Genomic DNA, 19,374 nt, shown 5'->3' on the forward strand with positions numbered 1-19,374 from the left:
GAAAATCTGCGTTTGAATGGTTGAGATACATATGTTTTGTTGGATGTTTCCTGTTCCTTAAATCTAATACTATGGTATTCCGTTTCAGCTTGAATTAAAATGAATAATATGATTGAAACATGAACTATCTGGTCATAATTTTCAAATTGCAAGGAGTATGCCCATGCCGACAGATTCTTCCTGCCAAGTTCTTACAGCAGGCTTTTCATTTCATCGTAAACCCTACGCTATGGTGCAGCCTGAAGGGGTGAAGAACTACCTGTTAAGACTGCAAACAGACGGACGTTGCCGCGCACGCATAGACGGAGACATGTCCCTGGTGGATGCGGGCGATCTGCTTCTTTTTGATCCTGACGAGCCTTATGAGCTGAGAATAGACAATGAAACCAATCCGATGGGAGAACGACTGGTGGAGAGTGGCGACTATCACATCTTCTTCAATGGTTCCTGGGTGGATGAGTGGTGGAAACGTCACAAACGGCCGACCCGAATTAAAGTCGAACTGACGGAAAGCCTCTTGGTCCTGTTTCGACAGCTCGTACTGGAGCAGCGCCGCATCTCCAATCCTTATCCGGAAATTTCAAGTTATTATATGCGAATTTTATGTCTCGAAGTGGATCGTCTGCTCGCGGAGCATCCAACGATAACCAATACCAATTACGTGGCTTATGAGATCAAGAATTATATTGAAGAAAACGCTTCCTCTTTATTCAAGCTCGATGATGTGGCAACACATATTGGTATCAGTGTGTCACGGGGTGTTCATCTCTTCAAAGAAGCGTTTGGCAAAAGCATCATGCAATACACGCTTGACGTAAGGCTGAACATGGCGAGGGAACGGATTATTTTCAGTCCAATGACTCTGGAGCAAGTGTCTGAGTCTTCCGGCTTTAACAACTATACCTATTTCCATCGGGTATTCCGTTCCCGGTTCGGCATGTCCCCGAAGGAATTCCGCGTCATTCACCGGGAACAGATGTAATCATACCAGTATACGTAAGTTGAACTTATTTGCGCGCGGCTATGGCCTCGGATACAACCATCGCCAGATCTTCATTGCCAAACATGGACAACACGCCAAGTACCGTATCATCCGGGATCTCACCGGCTTCCTCCTTGGATACAATCAGCTTCTGCACCTGCTGCAAACGCTCGTTGCTCTGCTGATTCGGGTAGGCTTGCCGGTACATCTCTTCCGGGTCCAAACCATTATTGACACACCACTGGGCAAATACGAGGATCATCATCTCTTCTTCCTGTTTATAAGTTTCAATAACGGCTTCCTCGATCTGTTTATTACGTTCCTTTTCATATTCATCCATGACTTGTATTCCTCCGTATGTGTATTCTGCAATTATTTGCGAATCAATTGTTCAGCCAGTTCATGACTGTCCATGACGTGACTTGCACTGATCAGGCAATCATCAGGTGAGTCCAGACAAGCCAGGAAATTGTCAACTGCTCCGCTAAAACCTCTGCGTGCTAACACGGTGTCCCAGCTCCCGAACGTTTCTTTGGTTTCCAGACTCCCCTGTTCCATGCAGCTGATCGTGTCCATGTTCACCACTTCAACAGATCGTCCACCACCATGCAATTCGATCTTCTCCAGATCTGCCCCAGCTTCACGCACCATATCGAATCGACCGTAGGCTGTTCTGCCCAGCTTGGCCGTTCCAGTTGCATGCAGCAGTCTGTCCAGATCATTCTTCCGAATCCATTGATGAAGCAACTCCACATTATGATCCGAGTACCACAACATCAGATCCAGCATATGGATGATATCATCATAGATGGTTTCTGCCGCAGGGCGATCCTGAATGCCTGTACGATGTTTGGTCACTGTCAGGGACTCGAAGCCTTCTCCACCCTGCATCCATTCTTTCGCTTTTTGGTACATCGGTGCGAATCTGCGGTTGAAGCCCACTGCCAGTAGCAGCCCTTGTGCCTCGGCAAAAGCAGTCATCTCTTCCGACTCGCGAATCGTATAGGATAACGGCTTGTCTACGTACACGGCTAATCCCTGTTCCAGACATTGCATGACAATGTCAAAGTGTGCTTCCGTTGCTGTATGTACAAACACGGCATCCAGATCCCAGGACAACAGTTCTTTCAGATCCGTTGTTCCCCGTTCTAATCGATACGCCTCCTGAACGGCTTTGACCGGCTCCGGAGATCGGTTCATAATGCCTACAATCTCCACGTTCGGATGAGCTGTTAACAGCGGCAAATATACTTTACGTGCAATATCGCCCAGGCCGATAATTGCAACTCGTTTACGTTGGGTTGTTTCCATGATGATCATTCCACCTTCAGTTCGGTTCTATATTTCCACGTCCTATAGTGTAACCCTTCGGACAGCAACTTGCCAGTGATTGCAGCAGACTTCGCTCGAATTGTTCAGACAATGGGCGAACGTGGTAAACTTAGGAGGAACAGCAGTACAGATCGGGATACGACTAGACCTGCCTGATCTGAAAGGAGCGTTTGGGATTTTGCGAAAATGGTTATGGCTTCTGTTATATGTTTTACTTGCAGGAGTCACGTTTATTTACAGATATGAACTGCTGGCCTGGACCGATCTTCATCAGTCCATCCCGCTGTTACTCGCCATGGCAACATTGTTTGCTCTTGTGCCAGTGATTCCTTATAAGTTTGTTATTATCGCCTTTGGTTACAGTTACGGTACTACCACGGCAGCCTGGATATGCTGGCTTGGCACCACACTTGCAGCCATGCTCGTTTATGGCGGAGCAAGAACCATTTTCAGACATCAGGCGAGATCGTACCTCGAACGCATTCGGGGTCTGAACCGTTTTACCACATGGATGGAAGCACATCCGTTCATGGGCGTCATGTCGATGCGACTGTTACCGATCGTGCCTCAGATGGCCGTTAATATCTACGCAGGTATAACGTACACGCCATTCTGGGTCTTCATGGTTGCCACGGCCATTGGGAAAATGCCAGCGATTTTTGTATTTGCCTATGCAGGTGCACAAGCTGAAACCTCAATCTGGCTGAGCCTGGCGATCCTTGCCGGATATCTGGTGTTCATGGCCATTGTATTGCTCTTATTTCGCTTTCGGTCACGCAACAAAGCCTGAATTCAGAATTCGCAAACCGTTCAGATTCAGCTTGTTTTCATTCCGGCTTGGTTGGCTTGCCAATTCAGGATATAATAGAAGAGCAAGCCTAATGCTTGTGTAACAAGTTTAATAAAACGGTAGATTGCTGGAGCTCGAACACGAGCGCTAAATCTTCATCAGAAATGGAGTGACTATAGCATGGAACAACATTCAAGTGAGTTAGCAACTTTTGCAGGCGGATGCTTCTGGTGTATGGTATCCCCCTTTGAAGAACTGCCCGGTATTCATAAGATCGTATCGGGTTATACAGGAGGACATACCGAGAATCCAACATATGAAGAGGTCTGCTCGGAGACAACAGGACATGTAGAGGCTGTACAAATTACGTTCGACCCTGCCATCTTCCCTTATAAGAAACTGGTTGAACTGTTCTGGCAGCAGATTGATCCTACGGATACAGGCGGACAATTCCATGACCGTGGATCTTCCTATCAGACGGCCATCTTCTATCACAGCGAAGAACAGCGCCAGATTGCGGAAGCTTCCAAAGCGGAGCTGGGACAAAGTGGACGTTTTGACAAACCAATCTTCACTCCGATCTTGCCAGCGAAACCGTTCTATGAAGCGGAAGAACATCACCAAAATTATCACCGGAAGAACCCTGCGCACTATAAACGCTACAGCAAAGGTTCTGGACGCGTAGACTTTATCGAACGCAACTGGTCCGGTAACGTGGATAAAGACGGGCTAAAAGAGCGTTTGACGCCGCTTCAATATGAAGTTACGCAGAACAGCGCGACCGAGCCTGCATTCCATAACGAATTCTGGGATCACCACGGTGATGGTATCTATGTGGACATCGTATCTGGCGAGCCATTGTTCAGTTCTACCGACAAATACGATTCCGGCTGCGGCTGGCCGAGCTTCACACGTCCATTACGTGACCACAACGTGAAGGAAAAAACCGATCTCAGCCATTTCATGATTCGTACCGAAGTGAGAAGTCGTGAGGGTGATTCCCATCTGGGTCACCTCTTCAACGATGGTCCTGCCGAAGCAGGTGGAATGCGTTATTGCATCAACTCTGCGGCACTTCGTTTTGTACCCAAAGAAGACTTGCAAAAAGAAGGATACGGTGAGTACGCCGTCCTTTTTCAATAAGTTATAATACAGATACAAAAAGAGCAGTGGGATGATCCCGCTGCTTTTTTTGTTGTACATTTTTGTTTTTAATAGACGAACTATTGTTACACGAGAATGCATGGATTAGGTTTGGCTCGAAGAGATTTCCGAATTCAATTGGCTGGCAGAAGCCGTCTGATGATTGTGAAATTGAATTCGCATCGCTGGAACAATACCCAGCATCATCACGGTAACCGAAATTGCGTAGACGATATAAATGGATGTGCTGTTCATCAGTACACCTGCCATGGAAGATCCAAGAAGCATGCTTCCTATGAATAGAGGTGTGATGGTGCCATTCACCCTCCCGATCAAGTGCTCATCTATCCGGGTGACCAAATACGTAGAGATGATAACGTTGATAAATGCCAAACTGATTGAACTCAAAAAGCTGATGACAAGAGTCAGCCAGAACCAACTGGATAACACTTCCCCCATCGTGGCTACAGCCAGACACAGCACACCTACGATTAGAGTTAAAGTCTGATTCAACTTGCCACTTACAGCAGCCGCAATACCTCCTCCAATCAATAAACCTATTCCAGATGCACCTGACAAAAACTGTAACGACGTTGCTTCAAGTCCCAGACGTTCGGTGATCAGAAATATTCCAAGTGGGCTGATGAGACCTGCAGAAAGCCCTATACAGATGAATACCAGACTAAGCATTTTCAACGAGCGAGATCGAGCAACATATTGCCAGCCCTCTTTGATATCCGCTAGTAATGAGGTATTTGTTTCCCGCTGAGTGGCGTCTTTAGGCAGAAATGTGAGTAGAAGCGCAGAGATGAGGAATAGAATGAGTAATGCGTACATGGATGCCTGAATTCCCATTGCAGTGTAGATAAAGGTTCCGACGATTGGTCCGAGAATTAAAAACAACGATTGACCACTCTGTGTAATAGCAATTGCAGACTGCAAATGTTCTCCCTTTACATTTCGCCTCACAATCTTTAGAGAAGATGGTTGAGAAAACTGGCTAACGATAGACGATACAAACGTGGCTACGTATAGAATCTGCCAATACCCGGAAGATAAAACGCCAATAATCATGACAATAGACAACGCACTCAGAATATCCCCCAGTATCATCGTACGTTTGGGATTCCAGCGATCAGCAAGTGCACCGCCTATGATGGAGAAAACAAAAATCGGGGCATATTCAAGTACGGTAATCAGCGAGACGGCTATTGGACTTCCCTGAGTTCGATCCATCACATAATAGAGGATCGCCATATTTCGGATCCATATCGCCAGATTTTGCAGCAGATCAGACCCTGTCACGATTAAAAAAGCTTTATTCCTGAACAATGTGTTCATTCTCCATCTCCTCTTTTAAACCGACTGTCCGGTTTATTAATATTTAAAAAGAAAAACTGACTGTTACATCAGCTTTTCATGGTTAACGTTGTTGAATGCCTGCCAGCAGACCGGCCATGCCTTTGTGGTAAATACGACGAATATCCGTCAGGTCCTTCTCGTAATAGAGTGTGGTCAATCCGCTAAACAGACCGTAGATAATATGCATTACATCCTGTGGGTCATCCTGTTTTAATTCCCCATCCTCCATGCCTTTAGTAATAATGGACTCATATGTCGCATACGGAATACGGATCAGGGAAAGCATCTCATCAAGCATCTCCTGGCTGACGACCTGACCCGAGACAAACTCGTTAATGGCATGATTCAGCGGGTTAGCCAAATCATCCACGTAATGGTCAGCAAGTCCGTACAGTTTGTCTATGGCAGTCTTATACCCGGATTCTTTGTCCAGCCAAGCATCCATCCAATCTTCATTGTTAAGCTTGATCAGATACATGAATAACTCTTCTTTGCTTTTGAAATGATAATAGATGCTGCCTTTACTCCGATTGTTAATCGTACATATGTCTTCCATGGAAGTTGCACTATATCCCTTTTGGGCAAACAGTTCCTTGGTATTACGTGCAATGTCTTTCTTTATCTGGGTAACATCTTTTCTTCGTTTGACTTCGATTGGAAAAACCTCCATAAATTAAACCGACTATTCGGTCTAATAGTATCACAGCTAAAATCCCCCCGTCAATTCAAAGTGCACAGGCACCCTCTCATTTGCTACTTCAGAAGATGTACAAGAGAGTGCCTGGCTACAATTCAGGAAAGAAGTCGTCACATCATACTTACAATCCAACCAATCCAATACGCAAATGGAATCAATAACAACTGTGCCAACAGTGTACCGAATAGACGGGACACGAGCATGCAGCCATAAATCTGATTCATGCGATCCAAACGGATCTCACCACGTAATGATTTGTCACTGAGCAGGGAAATCCGCGGATCAATCAGGATGGTTAGCAAAATAGTCGCTATTCCGTTAATTAGCCCGGTTGATTGGGATGCAGCTACAGCCTGCCCTGGGTAAAGATACGCTGCGTACAAGCTGGACAGGACACCTGTGGTATAGATTGCGGTTACCGCTACATTCAGCAGCATTAACCTTCTTGGCATCCCATGTTGTACCAATCGTTTGGCCATCTTCCAGGATGGCGGGGTGATGTAATACGTTGCATTTCTAATCTTGCTTCGCTTCAGCATACCGCGAACCATCGCAGGGATGGAACCGGCTGCTTCAAAATGCACAACCATTCTCGATGAGAGCTTCACCATGGTTGGGAAACACAATATGGCTAATGCTGTTCCTATCGTCGCCGCACCCATTAACCAGTGCAGCTGCGCCGCAAAGTGTGGATTGGCTCCACGTGTTGCAGTATCCACTAGATTACCTACCATTGGACCCTGGGCCATATTCGAGGTTCGAGAAACCAACAGCAAGATACCTGCCAAAGAAATGGCTAGCGCGATTCTGCGAGTGCGTAAACCACCAAGGCGGAGCGCGTATGACAAGCTGTCTGCGGCATGAATCAGCATGGTGAACAGCATAGGGATTGCCAGGCTAAGACTAAACATATGTGTATGTACTCCTTTATCTTCCTTTTGTTGAACTTATTTCTTACATGGACAGCATTATACTCCTCTGGCTTGCAAAAGTATAGGAACGAGGTCCTTCAATATAAGTTGAAATAAAGAATGTTTACACTGGACACTCCGATGACAGAACAACCTTCCGATCGCTGTTATCCCCAGATTTTCTGATTTCTTTTAGAAAGGGGTAAATCAGGGGATAAAAGCGAGTTTATGCTTACGAAGTAGCTTTCCACAGAAATCTCTTAGCTCCTCTTCTTCAGGTTCTTTCTGTCCTCTCCGTTTTGTGTAAATGTTTATTTCAATTTATATAGATCATCGGTAAATGCACTTACGACCTCGGCTGTTTATCGTTTATCCCTCCCCTCACAGGGTAATATACAACTAATCCATCATTGTACAGGAGGGGTTCATATGCCTTGGAACAAACAGGATTATCCGGTATCCATGAAGAACCTGGAACCACGTGTCAGACACAAAGCAATTGAGATTGCCAATGCTCTGCTCGATGACGGGTATGAGGAAGGGCGTTCGATTGCAATAGCGACAGCGAAGGCGGAAGAATGGGATGAAAATCATCCCGTGCCGAAAGGTTTGAGATCGGACTCCACATCTTCTTCCGATAATTCGGACCACAAAAAGTCACATTCCACGGATCGTCGTCATTCGGAGCCCGTTTCTTCGTCCAAAAGTCATGATAACATCCATGTAGTACCTACCGACTCCGGTTGGGCGATCAAGGAAGAAGGAAAGTCTACCTATCTGTCCACATTTGATACTAAGGCAGAAGCTGTAGATAAGGCCAAAGAACTGAGTAGCAAACAAAATATTCGAGCGATTATCCATAATCAGGATGGTCAGATTGCTTCTTCGATCAAGCCCTGAATGAATCGGAAAACAATAAAATCCCTTTTGCTGCTGAAGAGCAGCCAAAAGGGATTTTATATGAACGTTAACTATCAAGACCTGAATATGATGCATACAGGTTATGGTTGTTCTGAAACGTATGGTTAATTGGATACCCCTCTAGCCACCGTAGTCCGTTGTGAAATAGCAGCAGCGTTAACTGCCTTGGCTGCAGCCGATGGCATCGGCAATTTCACAGCCGAAGTTGTAACCACGGTTCCGCGAGCCGGAACACTAACGACGTACGTGATGACTTTACTGGCAATCCATACGGCCAGAATCGTATATAAAGTTTCTTTTACCGGAAGAAAGAAAAGCGACAATCCCAATACAAAAGCATCACTGACAAAGAAAACTGTTCCCAGCTTCCATCCCTTCCAGCGGCTAACCAGTACGGCGAGAATATCGTCTCCGCCTGTCGCTCCACCGAATCGAAGCACGATCCCAGCGCCTACCCCTGTCAATATACCGGATAGAACTGCCGGAATCCACAGATTTCCGTTAAACGACAATACCAGTGTGGAGTATCGTTCAAAGCCGTCATAGAATAGGGAAAATGCACCGACGCCAAGCAATGCCTGAATCATGAATTTCCAGCCTTTGAGGAACCAAGCCAGGATCATGACCGGAATGTCCAGTAACAACATACCGATAGCAGGTGATAAGCCTGTTGCGTATTTTCCGAGCAGGGCCAGACCAACAAATCCGCCCTCCGATAAATGATTCTGAAAGTTAATGTGATAATAGGCAAAAGCTAAAATAAATGTACCGAGCAGCATAATGGCGAATTTGATCGCCTCTGTTTTAACGTGTTGTAAGGTTAACGATGTTCTCTTCATTCAGGTTCCCTCGCAGTTTGTAGGTTGGTTTTTTAGACCGACCGTACCCTGCAAAAGGTAAGCCTGGAAGAAATCATCGTGTACGTCCTTCGAATATTCATTCCAATCCCCTCTTTCGCAGAGTCAGCCGTTTTTTTGAACCGGTTGGTGTACTCTACAAGGGGCGCTATGTGTATGAGAGATCGTAACGTTTCCAGATCGTCCTTGGGGAGATTGTCCTTCGGGAACTCATGGTATCCTGATCCTTTCTGTTCTGTTGTGGTTAGCTGTGCTCAGTTAAACTGAAAAATAACTACAATGCATAAGCTTGAACATTTAATTGTACACTTACACTTGGATTACAGTACCCTCTTTCGATCGCTGTTATCCCCGGATTTTTGGAATTCCATTTTCCCTCTGGGGAAAATCCGGTGATAGCCTATGCTTCCGAAGCTGCTTTCTTTCAAAAAGCTTTCAGGCGAACGCTTCGCTTCTACAGATGGGCTCTGCACTCTTCGTTCCTGTGTAAATTGTAAGCTCAACTTACAGCAGTTGCAAGTTCATTCAGTTTAAACACCAAAGCTAACTTGCTTGTTCTTCTATTATATAACACCAACGTGACCGGGTCTAAACAGCGGACCCCTCAAAAACAGGCATAAAGCAGCCTTTGGACTGCTCCAGCAGTCATACGGCAACACCAGGATAAGCAATGCTTGCTAATGGTGCAACCTGCTCCTTTATTCTATGACCAAAGCTTCCAAAAATAACTGTCAGTCACCCAACTGTGACAAATTGGGGCCTTTTTTTATTTTCTTGCGCTTTTTAAAGGAATCATTTTCCTTTCATACATACACTATAGCAAACGTAATCGGCTTATTCTTTGTCCAGTTCAGACGTTTCCAGACTTACTCTGCTGTTTATGGTATAATATAACAATTGAATCCCACTACCGTTTAAGCGAGGCGGATTGATGAAAACGTTAAAGCCAAGAGTCTTTATTGGCTGCTCGCTGGAAGCGAAGCCGATTGCAGCCGCAGTACACGAAAACTTACGTTTTTCAGCCGAAGTTACCCCTTGGTATTCCGGGGTTTTTAATCCAAGCAGCTATACCATGGACGATCTGGAAGTAGAGGTCCGTACGACTGACTTTGCCATTTTTATTTTTCATCCGGATGATATATCCAAAATTCGCGGGAAGTACTACGCGTCGGTCCGGGATAATACAATGCTGGAAATGGGTCTGTTTATGGGTCGTCTGGGACGAAAACGTATTTTTTTCATTCTTCCTGAGGATATTACAGACATCAAGGACACAACCAAGGTTGAAGGATTGCGTATGCCCACAGATCTGCTGGGGTTAAATCCACTCGTATATGAAATCCGTTCTGACGGAAAGTGGGCACCAGCCGTGTCCGTGGCATGTTCCAAAATCGCAGACAGTATTGAGGAACAAGGACGCTGGAGTGATCCAGAATTGGAGAACATCATTGAGAAGCATAAACGCACTGAGGGAGAAGCAAGGTTACAACTGCTTAAGTTGCTGCGGTTCTTTAGGGAATTGCTGCGTACCCGCAAAGCAGATGCCAAGATGCTGGAGCGAATGAGCGATGCCTTGCGTACTGCCTTTGTCTCTCATCCTCCATTCGCTGTACGTGGCACAGCCATATACCGTACAGATGACAGTGGTTATATTGAGCAATTATGTGGTAATGTTGGAGAACCGGGGAGAAAGTATGACTTGTCCGCTAATGACGACAAACAACCGGATGATCCCAAGCGCATCCTTGTTATTGATTCTTACCGGGAGAATAAAATCAAGATCAACCTGTATGATGATTACCTTGAGAAAGAGTATCTGCTATGCTATCCTGTAGCCAAGAGGTATGTAATCACCGTGCACATTATTGGACATATTGAAGCGGATGAGGCGGTATTTCAGCAGATTGACCTACAGAATCGTCAACTGTTCAACGCCATCAACGATTTGTTAGGAGGCGAACCGGAATGAAACCGGAAACGAAAAAAATAAGCAAGCGCTGGGGCAGCGAAAAAAAGGTACGCCTCAGTTCTGCGCCCGAATCATCACGACCGGTTCCGGAACCCAAGGAAGAAGATCGTTTCCACAAGCCGGCCGTACCGCTAACTACCATTGGGCCCTCCCTGAAGGGCAAGGAAAGACCTTATAAGGTCATCCTTGAAAAAGAGGCGTTCTACGAAAAGCCTCAATATCTTGCTTAATTTCTAAACACATCATCAAACCTGCCGCTGAATCGGCAGTATTCCATAGGCCCCGCCGCCCAAGGCAGGGGCTTTTTTGTTGCTCATTTTCGCTAAAATAAAACTGCTTCTACTCGTTGACCCGGTGCCATCGTGTTAAATGTAAGGCATCCTTAAATCATGATCGCAATTCATTGCAGTAATTCATTGCTTGTAATCACTTCTGTAGCAGACTGCATTGCATAAGGCTTATTTGGTTTATGGCCTTAGGTTTCCTGCAAAACCCATAAATTATACCTTATTTTGGAGCAGGCTTGTCCCTAAATCCCTAGCTTCATTCAATATCTGTACCTTTAGGAAAATGCGGTAATGTGTGCTTCCAATATTTCTCGGTTGTATTGTGTATCTCCATTACATATATTGATTATAATATAGGAACACATGTTCTGTAAATATAAAATTCCAATTAAAGGTTAAGGAAGTGAACATATGACATCCTCAACTTCCGCCCCATCCCCTGCGGATGAAGACCATCGTCTGATCAAAGGTCTGGTTGTGCGCACGCTTTTGCTGGATGTACTTGAACGAGATATTCGTACACTGGATACGCTGATGCTGAAGATGCCTGAAGTCTACATTCTGTCGCTGACCCGCATTCAGAACAATGTGCTCAAGGAGATGTTGGTCCTTCGTAAACAGATGAGAACCCGTGGTGTCAAAGTACTTGAAGAGAAACGGGAAGCCGAGGGTATCGAAACTCTGTATATGTGCAGGGGGTACTGGCAACGGTTCTATATGCTGTGGACATTTGCACGCAATGAAGTCAAAAAAGAACTGAGTCGGCATCTGCAGATGGACTTGGCGCAGACCTGAAGCAACTCTGACACTATTGAACCCATCCCCAGTAAAACAAGTTGACCACGGAAGGTTACGTTCATTAAGATGGAGAAGAGATATCCAACCATTCCAATAAGGCATGATTTGATTTCAACCGGATATACTCTCAATGTCTTATCAATCAAGGAGTTGTACTTCATGGATTTGAATACCCATTCGATTAAACAAACACCCGCACATACAGGCATTGCCGCAGATGTAACAGAACTGATCGGCCAGACACCTGCCGTTAAACTGAACCGACTCACAGGCAGCGACTCCGCTGATGTATACGTGAAACTGGAATACTTTAACCCGAGTGGCAGCGTCAAAGACCGTGCCGCATACAATCTGATCGTTCAGGCTGAACTTGCGGGTCACTTGCTACCCGGCGCAACCATTATCGAACCGACCAGTGGCAATACGGGCATAGGTCTTGCGATGAATGCCGCCGCCAAAGGTTATAAAGCTATTCTGATTATGCCGGACAATATGTCTAAGGAACGCATCAATATCCTAAAAGCCTACGGCGCAGATGTGGTGCTCACCCCTGCCGCGGAGCGGATGCCAGGTGCAATTCGCAAAGCGAAAGAACTTCAGGCGGACATTCCGGGAAGTTTCATTCCGCAGCAATTCGAGAATCAGGCGAACCCGGATATCCACCGGATCACGACGGCTCCCGAGATTATGCAGCAGATGGATGGCAGGCTGGATGCCTTCATCGCGACGGCGGGAACTGGTGGAACCATTACCGGGACGGGAGAAGAACTGCGCAAGCAGTTACCCGATATCCGCATCTATGCGGTGGAGCCCAAAGGGTCTCCGGTGTTGTCCGGTGGCGAGCCCGGACCACATAAGCTCGTCGGTACAAGTCCGGGGTTCATTCCGGACATCCTGAATACCGACGTGTGGGATGCCATCATCCAGGTGTCCGATGAGGACGCACTGGATACGATGCGGCAGCTTGCTGCCCGGGAAGGGCTGTTGCTCGGCCCTTCCTCTGGCGCTTCGGTGTGGGCCTCCCTTCGCATTGCGAAGGAACTGGGGCCGGGGCACCGGGTGCTCTGCATTGCGCCGGATACCGGGGAACGCTATCTGAGCATGGGTATTTTTTAACACAGCAAAAATCTATACACATCAAAAAGGGGCTTCCATGTCCCATAAGTCATGAGCATGACAGATGCCCTCCCTTATTAGTGCTCATTGGTTATTAGTTCTAATGAACCTGACACACGCTATCCGCTCCTATTTGCGCAGGTCTGACGTGTAACGAATCACAGCGACGTTATTCCTCCAAATTCGGTTGATTTACAGGTTGAAAAGTCATTTTCGGCGGGATAACGTTACTGAGATTCGTTAGAATTTACATTACTTAATTATCATCCTAATAAGGGGCGGTAGGTTCGTTAGAATGTTGGAGCGATTGGTAGCGAGGAGCGAGGGAAAATCCCTCGAAAAAAAGGGAAGAGAAGTACATTGAAGGAACCATGAAAATAAAAAAATAAGTTCTTGCTCCCATACGGATGTCGAATCCGCAGAGAACAAGAACTTATTTTGGCAAGGAACTTTATCATCAAAAACAAAGCAAGAATATTTAACGTAAGCTAATTAATGTGTCAGGGTTGTCCATTCCACACCTTCAGGAAGCAGGGCCGCAATGCGGTCTTTGGCTTCCTTTTTGGTATACAGTGATTCATCGAGGATGACCGCAGAACCGGAATCGGTGCTTGTCCGAATCAGACGTCCGAGACCTTGCTTCACACGCAAGAGCATATACGGAAGATCGATCTCTTCGTATGGTGCTGCTGACGCACTGCGTTTTGCATTGAAAACAGGGTCCTGTGGTGGATACGGAAGCGACCAGATCATGACATTGGATAATGACGGACCTGGAACGTCCAGTCCTTCCCACAGATTAACGGAGCACAACACACTCTCCTCATCCTGCTGGAATGCCGAGATCAGATCACTGATCTCCCGGTCGCCCTCATACATAAAGCGCAAACCTTCTGCTTCAGGTACATGAACGATGTCCTGCTTGAACGCACGTAGCTCTTCCATCGTACGGAACAGAACCAGCGCACGTCCTCCACTCTCCTGAAGTAACGACACCGCATCACGCATGCGATTTTCGTTCTCCGGGTGACCCTGTACAGCTTCATCGGTAATTTTCATCTTCATTTTATCCGCATAATCATACGGGGAAGCCACCGAGAATGATACAAAATCATCAATGCCCAGGCTGTCCGCCACATAACGGAATGAACTGTCCACAGATAATGTGGCAGAGGAGAACACGATTGGAATACCTGTGTTGAACACACGCTCGTTCAGCATTTCCTTCACGGTACGCGGCATGATCGATAAGGTCGTCTCATCCTCGCTCTCTTCCGCCCAACAGATGTAACCATCTTCCTTACGGAACAAAGCAAGTGCAGACTGAATCATGTCCAGATGTTCTTCCACGACACGCATCTGATAACCATCCAGCGAGAACAATCCGCTCTCAAATACCAGTTCCTCACCGATCGCATCCAGCACACTCGTCAGACGTTCAATCTCACGTAGCAGTGGCGGCTCTACCCGAACTTCTTTCCGTTCCGAACCAGGGATCGCGACCGTATACGTATCCAGCAACGCAAACAGTCGCTCACTGCTCTCAATTGCTTCATCCACACGCTCCGCCAGGGATTCACGAATCTCGCCTTCCAATAGACGGGTTACGAGTTCCTCGAAGATGCGGTGTTTCAGTTTGTAGCTTAATGCGTTCAGGGCTGCTTCTTCCAGCAAATGTCCTTCATCAAATACAACTGAGCTGTGATCAGGCAGCAGGGGCAATTGTCCCTCGCGTTTGCGCGCATCATAGGTCCAGACATGCTCCATGTAGTAATCATGGGAGCAGATGATGATGTCTTTGGAACGACGGTAATGGTCACGCGACAGCGTCAGGCCGCAACGTTGACGTTTTGGACAAACAAAACAATCCTGGAACGGGTCCCAATTAATTTTGTTCCACTGACGATCATTCAGATGTGGATACTGTTTCCGGTCACCATACGGATGGAAGGCCTGAAGTGTACCCGGCGTGTTCACAAAATCCGGCAGACTCTCATGCACTTCTTCAATAACAGGCGCATCCTCATCCGCAAATCGCATCGCACTTAATTTGTTCAGACAGACGTATTGGTCCGGTGACTTACCCAGACGTGCGTCCACTTCCAAGTCCAGATGTGCAGCCAGCTTCGCAATATCTCCGCCGGGCTTCACAAGCTGTTCAATCAAGGACTCATCGGCACAAGCGATCACAGCCGGTTTGCCTGTATAACGTGCATAACAGACCGCGTAGAGCAGATAGACTAACGTCTTGCCTGTTCCGACACCGGCCTCCGCCATAATGGTCTTTTTATCTCCATAGGCCCGTTCGAGCTGGTACGCCATAAAAATCTGTTCATCCCGTACCTCGAAGCCGGACTCTGGCAAAATATCGTAAAAAACATCGGCAACCCATTCCCCGAGACGGGATACAAAAGGTTCAGCCGGATCATATGCAAAAGGATAACGTTGTGTAGACAATCCTAGGTCAGCCTCCATTCTTAGACAAAGCGGTCCAATTTCAATTTTCCGTTCCAAAAAGGCCGCTGGGCAAAAGTTAATTATCTCACGCGATGAAGCGGGTGACAAGCTTTTTTTACGAGATTATTTGCGAGGTTTAATGTATAGAACCATTTTTCAGGGAAAATATATACAGGAATCCACTTTAAGGAAAGGCGGTGCTCCACTCCATGAATCATCAGTCTTCACAATCAGAGCATTCCTCAGACAAAGACCCTGAGACATTAACGGATCGACAAGGTCATCCCATTACGGACAATCAGAATGTACGAACCGTTGGCAGTCGGGGACCGACTACGCTGGAGAACTATCATTTTCTCGAAAAGATTACTCACTTCGACCGTGAACGTATTCCTGAACGTGTGGTCCATGCCCGCGGCGCTGGCGCTCATGGCGTATTTGAAGCGTATGGAACGGCCGGAGATGAACCGGTATCGAAGTACACACGTGCACGTCTGTTTCAGGAGAAAGGCAAACAAACGCCCGTGTTCGTTCGCTTCTCTACCGTTATACATGGTGGACATTCACCGGAGACCCTGCGGGACCCGCGCGGGTTTGCTGTAAAATTTTATACCGAAGACGGCAACTGGGATCTGGTGGGTAACAATCTGAAAATCTTTTTCATTCGCGACCCACTCAAATTCCCGGATATGGTACATGCCTTCAAGCCAGATCCTCTGACCAATGCACAGGATATGGAGCGGTTTTTCGATTTTGTCTCGCTAAGTCCTGAAGCTACCCATATGGTCACGTTCCTCTTCTCTCCATGGGGCATTCCAGCGAATTATCGGCAGATGCAAGGGTCGGGTGTTAATACATACAAATGGGTCAATCAGGAAGGCAAGGGCGTACTCATCAAATACCACTGGGAACCGCTCAATCAAGGGATACGCAACCTGCTGCAAAAAGACGCAAGCGAGATTCAGGGACAGAATTTCAACCATGCGACGTTGGATCTTTATCACGCCATTGAACAAGGGGAGTATCCCGAATGGGAGCTGTGCGTTCAAGTAATGGAGGACGGCGAGCATCCAGAGTTGGACTTCGACCCGCTGGACCCAACCAAGCTATGGCCGCAAGATCAGTTCCCTTTTCTACCTGTGGGCAAAATGACGTTGAATCGTAATCCCGAGGATTATTTCAATGAAGTGGAGCAAGCAGCGTTTGGCACAGGTGTATTGGTAGACGGGCTGGATTTCTCAGATGACAAACTGTTGCAAGGGCGCACCTTCTCCTATTCGGATACCCAGCGTCACCGGGTGGGTGCGAACTATCTGCAATTGCCTGTAAATGCACCGAAGAACCGGGTTGCAACGAATCAGAGCGGCGGGCAGATGCAGTATCAGGTCGATCGTGCACCGGGTCAGAATCCGCATGTGAACTACGAACCTTCTTCGCTTGGTGGCTTAAAGGAAGCACCCCCTCGTGGCAAGGAGCATGAACCACTGGTGGAGGGCCGACTTGTCCGCGAGAAGATTGAGCGCACCAATGACTTTGGACAAGCGGGTGATACGTACCGGGCGTTCGAGGATTGGGAGCGAGATGAGCTGATCAGCAACATGGTCGGCGCGTTGGCACAATGCAAACCAGATATCCGGGATCGCATGATCTCTTACTTCACCCAAGCGGATGCGGATTACGGTCGGCGCGTCTCTGAAGGGTTGGCCTCTGTACCAACCGATGATAGTGCCACAGTCCAACCGAAACATGAACCCAGTGTCGAGCAAGCAGAGAAACGCAGTCGTGAGACGGACGGATATTAAAATAGCTGGACAGCGTTTAGACTGATAAGTCTGACACTGTTAGTACATTCGAGTATGTTGAGTAAGCAGATTACGTTCTGAATTAAACATAGCCCTGATCGTCAAGTTGCCAGTTGCAGCTGCTATCAGGGCTTTTTCATGACTAGCTGGAGTGTAATCTCCACTTCAGGATGCATGCAGCTATGTATTTTAGATTGAATGAAGTTCATAGGAGTGGATCATAAGTAAAACTGGTACTCTTAGGATTGAAAAGCGTACTTCTCTACGTTCATTTCAGATGATTCTTCGTTAAATGAGAGCTATCACCCAATGGAAAGATTACATAATTCACGTGATATTACAGGCATTGGAAGCTTGCAGGCCTGACCTGCCTGCATGTACCTCCATCTGATCAGATGATTATTGATGATAACGATTACAACATTTACCATAAAGTTGTGTCCTAGAGATTACATCTAACCAGCCGGCATGACCTCTCTCATAGGTAACGGTCTGGTACACGGATACCACATGCTCTTCATTCTATTCCCAATTAACCAAGGAGGCTTACGTAATGAAATTATTCCCATCCACATCCACTCATGTATCTGCACGATCTGCACGTTCTCTGAAGGAACGCTCCCTCAAATCGAAAATGGCCCAGATCTGTCTGAGCGCCGCGTTCCCTCTATTATTGATTGGTGGTGGATCGGCTGGTGCTGAAGAGCTGATCGAGAGCAGCTTACAAACCCCCTCCGAATCGGTGGCGACTTCGAATATCGCACTTGCTGCAGGTGATCTCTATGTCTCCCCTAACGGCTCAGCCAGCAATCCGGGTACGATCAACAGTCCAACGTCACTGGCTAACGCATTAACCCAGGTCGCACCGGGCAAAACGATCTATCTACGCGGCGGTACCTATAACTTCTCCCAGACCATTACCATTGAACGTGGCAACAGCGGCACATCGAGCCAACGCAAAAACCTGGTGGCCTATGGATCGGAAAAACCGGTCTTTGATTTCTCCACTCAAGCCTTCGCTTCCACCAACCGCGGGCTGCAAATGTTCGGAGACTACTGGTTCGTCAAAGGGCTTGAGGTGAAGGGTGCGGGCGACAACGGCATCTTCATCGGAGGCAGTTACAACCGTCTGGAGCAGATTGAAGCTCATCACAACCGGGATACGGGTATTCAAATGGGACGTTATGCTTCTACAGCCGCCAAGAGTGAATGGCCTGCATATAATGAAGTGATTCGTTCTTACTCCCACAACAACTATGACCCGGATGACGGCGAGGATGCCGACGGTTTTGCGGCCAAACTGACCGTAGGCCCGGGCAACGTCTTCGACGGTTGTATTGCGGCCTATAACGTGGACGATGGCTGGGATCTGTATAGCAAAACGGACACAGGTGCCATAGGCGCGGTTACGATCCGCAACAGCATCGCCTATGCGAACGGTGCAACATCAGACGGCACTTCCACCTCCAACAGCGATGGCAACGGCTTCAAGCTGGGCGGTGAGAAGATTGCAGTGAATCATATCGTTGAGAACAGCATTGCGTTTAATAATAAAAAGCACGGCTTCACCTACAACAGCAATCCCGGTTCGATCCAGATGAAAAATAACACCTCCTGGAACAATGGGCAAAGCAACTTTGCCTTTGATGTAGGCACCCACATCTTCACCAACAACCTGTCCTTCCAAGGCGGCGCCAGTGACAAAACAAGCGGAACCGACGTCAGCAGCACCAACGTCTGGTGGAAGAACAAAAAAAGCGAGAACGCCAAAGGCCTGCTCGTCAGCGCAGCCGACTTTGTCTCCCTCGTGCCTTCGGTAACACGTAGCGCCGACGGAACACCTGTCTTGGGTAATTTCCTGAAGCTTGCGGGTGGCAGTGATTTGATTGGTTCGGGTACGCCAGCGGGTAAGAATATTGGGGCACGGTAGGTATGTGAGTAAATAAGATA

The 19,374-nt window shown here is 47.2% G+C and carries 17 protein-coding genes; 10 read left to right on the forward strand and 7 right to left on the reverse strand.

Annotated elements, in window-relative coordinates:
* Positions 1-163 precede the first annotated feature (163 nt).
* Positions 164-982, forward strand: a complete 819-nt coding sequence (locus QNO02_RS19740) for an AraC family transcriptional regulator (protein ID WP_133385436.1) — start codon at positions 164-166, stop codon at positions 980-982.
* A gap of 25 nt (positions 983-1,007) precedes the next feature.
* Here the strand turns inward: QNO02_RS19740 and yxiS are convergent, their stop codons facing one another.
* Both yxiS and QNO02_RS19750 read right to left on the reverse strand, forming a co-directional pair.
* Positions 1,008-1,322, reverse strand: a complete 315-nt coding sequence (gene yxiS, locus QNO02_RS19745; RefSeq protein WP_091028755.1) for a protein YxiS — start codon at positions 1,320-1,322, stop codon at positions 1,008-1,010.
* 32 nt (positions 1,323-1,354) lie between these two features.
* Positions 1,355-2,293: a Gfo/Idh/MocA family protein gene (locus QNO02_RS19750; protein ID WP_289389745.1), complete on the reverse strand. Its 939-nt coding sequence runs from the start codon at positions 2,291-2,293 to the stop codon at positions 1,355-1,357.
* A gap of 199 nt (positions 2,294-2,492) precedes the next feature.
* Between QNO02_RS19750 and QNO02_RS19755 the strand changes: the two genes are divergently transcribed.
* The gene (locus QNO02_RS19755) at positions 2,493-3,104 is read left to right on the forward strand and encodes a TVP38/TMEM64 family protein (RefSeq protein ID WP_074095721.1); all 612 of its coding nucleotides are present in this window, start codon (positions 2,493-2,495) and stop codon (positions 3,102-3,104) included.
* Between the two features lie 180 nt (positions 3,105-3,284).
* Entirely contained in the window at positions 3,285-4,247 is a 963-nt protein-coding gene (gene msrA / locus QNO02_RS19760; protein WP_091028748.1) for a peptide-methionine (S)-S-oxide reductase MsrA, read from the forward strand.
* 105 nt (positions 4,248-4,352) lie between these two features.
* Here the strand turns inward: msrA and QNO02_RS19765 are convergent, their stop codons facing one another.
* The 3 genes from QNO02_RS19765 to QNO02_RS19775 all read right to left on the reverse strand — a co-directional run bounded on the left by QNO02_RS19765 (position 4,353) and on the right by QNO02_RS19775 (position 7,217).
* Complete coding sequence (locus QNO02_RS19765; protein ID WP_249913449.1) at positions 4,353-5,588, reverse strand: MFS transporter; 1,236 nt, start codon at positions 5,586-5,588, stop codon at positions 4,353-4,355.
* Positions 5,589-5,670: 82 nt separating this feature from the next.
* Positions 5,671-6,279: a TetR/AcrR family transcriptional regulator gene (locus QNO02_RS19770; RefSeq protein WP_091028744.1), complete on the reverse strand. Its 609-nt coding sequence runs from the start codon at positions 6,277-6,279 to the stop codon at positions 5,671-5,673.
* A 137-nt stretch (positions 6,280-6,416) separates the two neighbouring features.
* Positions 6,417-7,217 (reverse strand): lipid II flippase Amj family protein, encoded by an 801-nt coding sequence (locus tag QNO02_RS19775; protein WP_249913447.1) that lies wholly within the window; start codon positions 7,215-7,217, stop codon positions 6,417-6,419.
* A 429-nt stretch (positions 7,218-7,646) separates the two neighbouring features.
* On the opposite strand from QNO02_RS19775, the gene QNO02_RS19780 reads away from it, so the two are divergent.
* Positions 7,647-8,117, forward strand: coding sequence for a DUF2188 domain-containing protein (locus QNO02_RS19780; protein ID WP_289389747.1), 471 nt, complete (start codon positions 7,647-7,649; stop codon positions 8,115-8,117).
* 125 nt (positions 8,118-8,242) lie between these two features.
* Here QNO02_RS19780 and QNO02_RS19785 read toward each other — a convergent pair whose 3' ends face one another.
* Positions 8,243-8,977: a YitT family protein gene (locus tag QNO02_RS19785; RefSeq protein ID WP_036614465.1), complete on the reverse strand. Its 735-nt coding sequence runs from the start codon at positions 8,975-8,977 to the stop codon at positions 8,243-8,245.
* 949 nt (positions 8,978-9,926) lie between these two features.
* On the opposite strand from QNO02_RS19785, the gene QNO02_RS19790 reads away from it, so the two are divergent.
* The 4 genes from QNO02_RS19790 to cysK all read left to right on the forward strand — a co-directional run bounded on the left by QNO02_RS19790 (position 9,927) and on the right by cysK (position 13,165).
* Positions 9,927-10,964 carry a nucleotide-binding protein gene (locus QNO02_RS19790; RefSeq protein WP_051447360.1) on the forward strand — a complete coding sequence of 346 codons (1,038 nt, stop codon included), beginning with the start codon at positions 9,927-9,929 and terminating at the stop codon, positions 10,962-10,964.
* The gene (locus QNO02_RS19795) at positions 10,961-11,194 is read left to right on the forward strand and encodes a hypothetical protein (RefSeq protein WP_017687536.1); all 234 of its coding nucleotides are present in this window, start codon (positions 10,961-10,963) and stop codon (positions 11,192-11,194) included. Before QNO02_RS19790 ends, QNO02_RS19795 begins: the two co-directional genes overlap by 4 nt.
* A gap of 468 nt (positions 11,195-11,662) precedes the next feature.
* Positions 11,663-12,046 carry a YhjD family protein gene (locus QNO02_RS19800; RefSeq protein ID WP_289389750.1) on the forward strand — a complete coding sequence of 128 codons (384 nt, stop codon included), beginning with the start codon at positions 11,663-11,665 and terminating at the stop codon, positions 12,044-12,046.
* A gap of 162 nt (positions 12,047-12,208) precedes the next feature.
* Positions 12,209-13,165: a cysteine synthase A gene (gene cysK, locus QNO02_RS19805; RefSeq protein WP_289389751.1), complete on the forward strand. Its 957-nt coding sequence runs from the start codon at positions 12,209-12,211 to the stop codon at positions 13,163-13,165.
* 492 nt (positions 13,166-13,657) lie between these two features.
* On the opposite strand, the gene QNO02_RS19810 is transcribed toward cysK, so the two are convergent.
* Entirely contained in the window at positions 13,658-15,640 is a 1,983-nt protein-coding gene (locus QNO02_RS19810; protein WP_502921835.1) for an ATP-dependent DNA helicase, read from the reverse strand.
* A gap of 191 nt (positions 15,641-15,831) precedes the next feature.
* Here QNO02_RS19810 and QNO02_RS19815 point away from each other — a divergent pair, with 191 nt between their 5' ends.
* Both QNO02_RS19815 and QNO02_RS19820 read left to right on the forward strand, forming a co-directional pair.
* Positions 15,832-17,424, forward strand: a complete 1,593-nt coding sequence (locus QNO02_RS19815) for a catalase (RefSeq protein ID WP_289389753.1) — start codon at positions 15,832-15,834, stop codon at positions 17,422-17,424.
* Between the two features lie 553 nt (positions 17,425-17,977).
* Positions 17,978-19,354, forward strand: a complete 1,377-nt coding sequence (locus QNO02_RS19820; RefSeq protein ID WP_289389755.1) for a right-handed parallel beta-helix repeat-containing protein — start codon at positions 17,978-17,980, stop codon at positions 19,352-19,354.
* The last annotated feature ends 20 nt before the right edge of the window (positions 19,355-19,374 follow it).

This window comes from Paenibacillus sp. PK1-4R (assembly GCF_030369595.1).
Lineage (GTDB): Bacteria > Bacillota > Bacilli > Paenibacillales > Paenibacillaceae > Paenibacillus.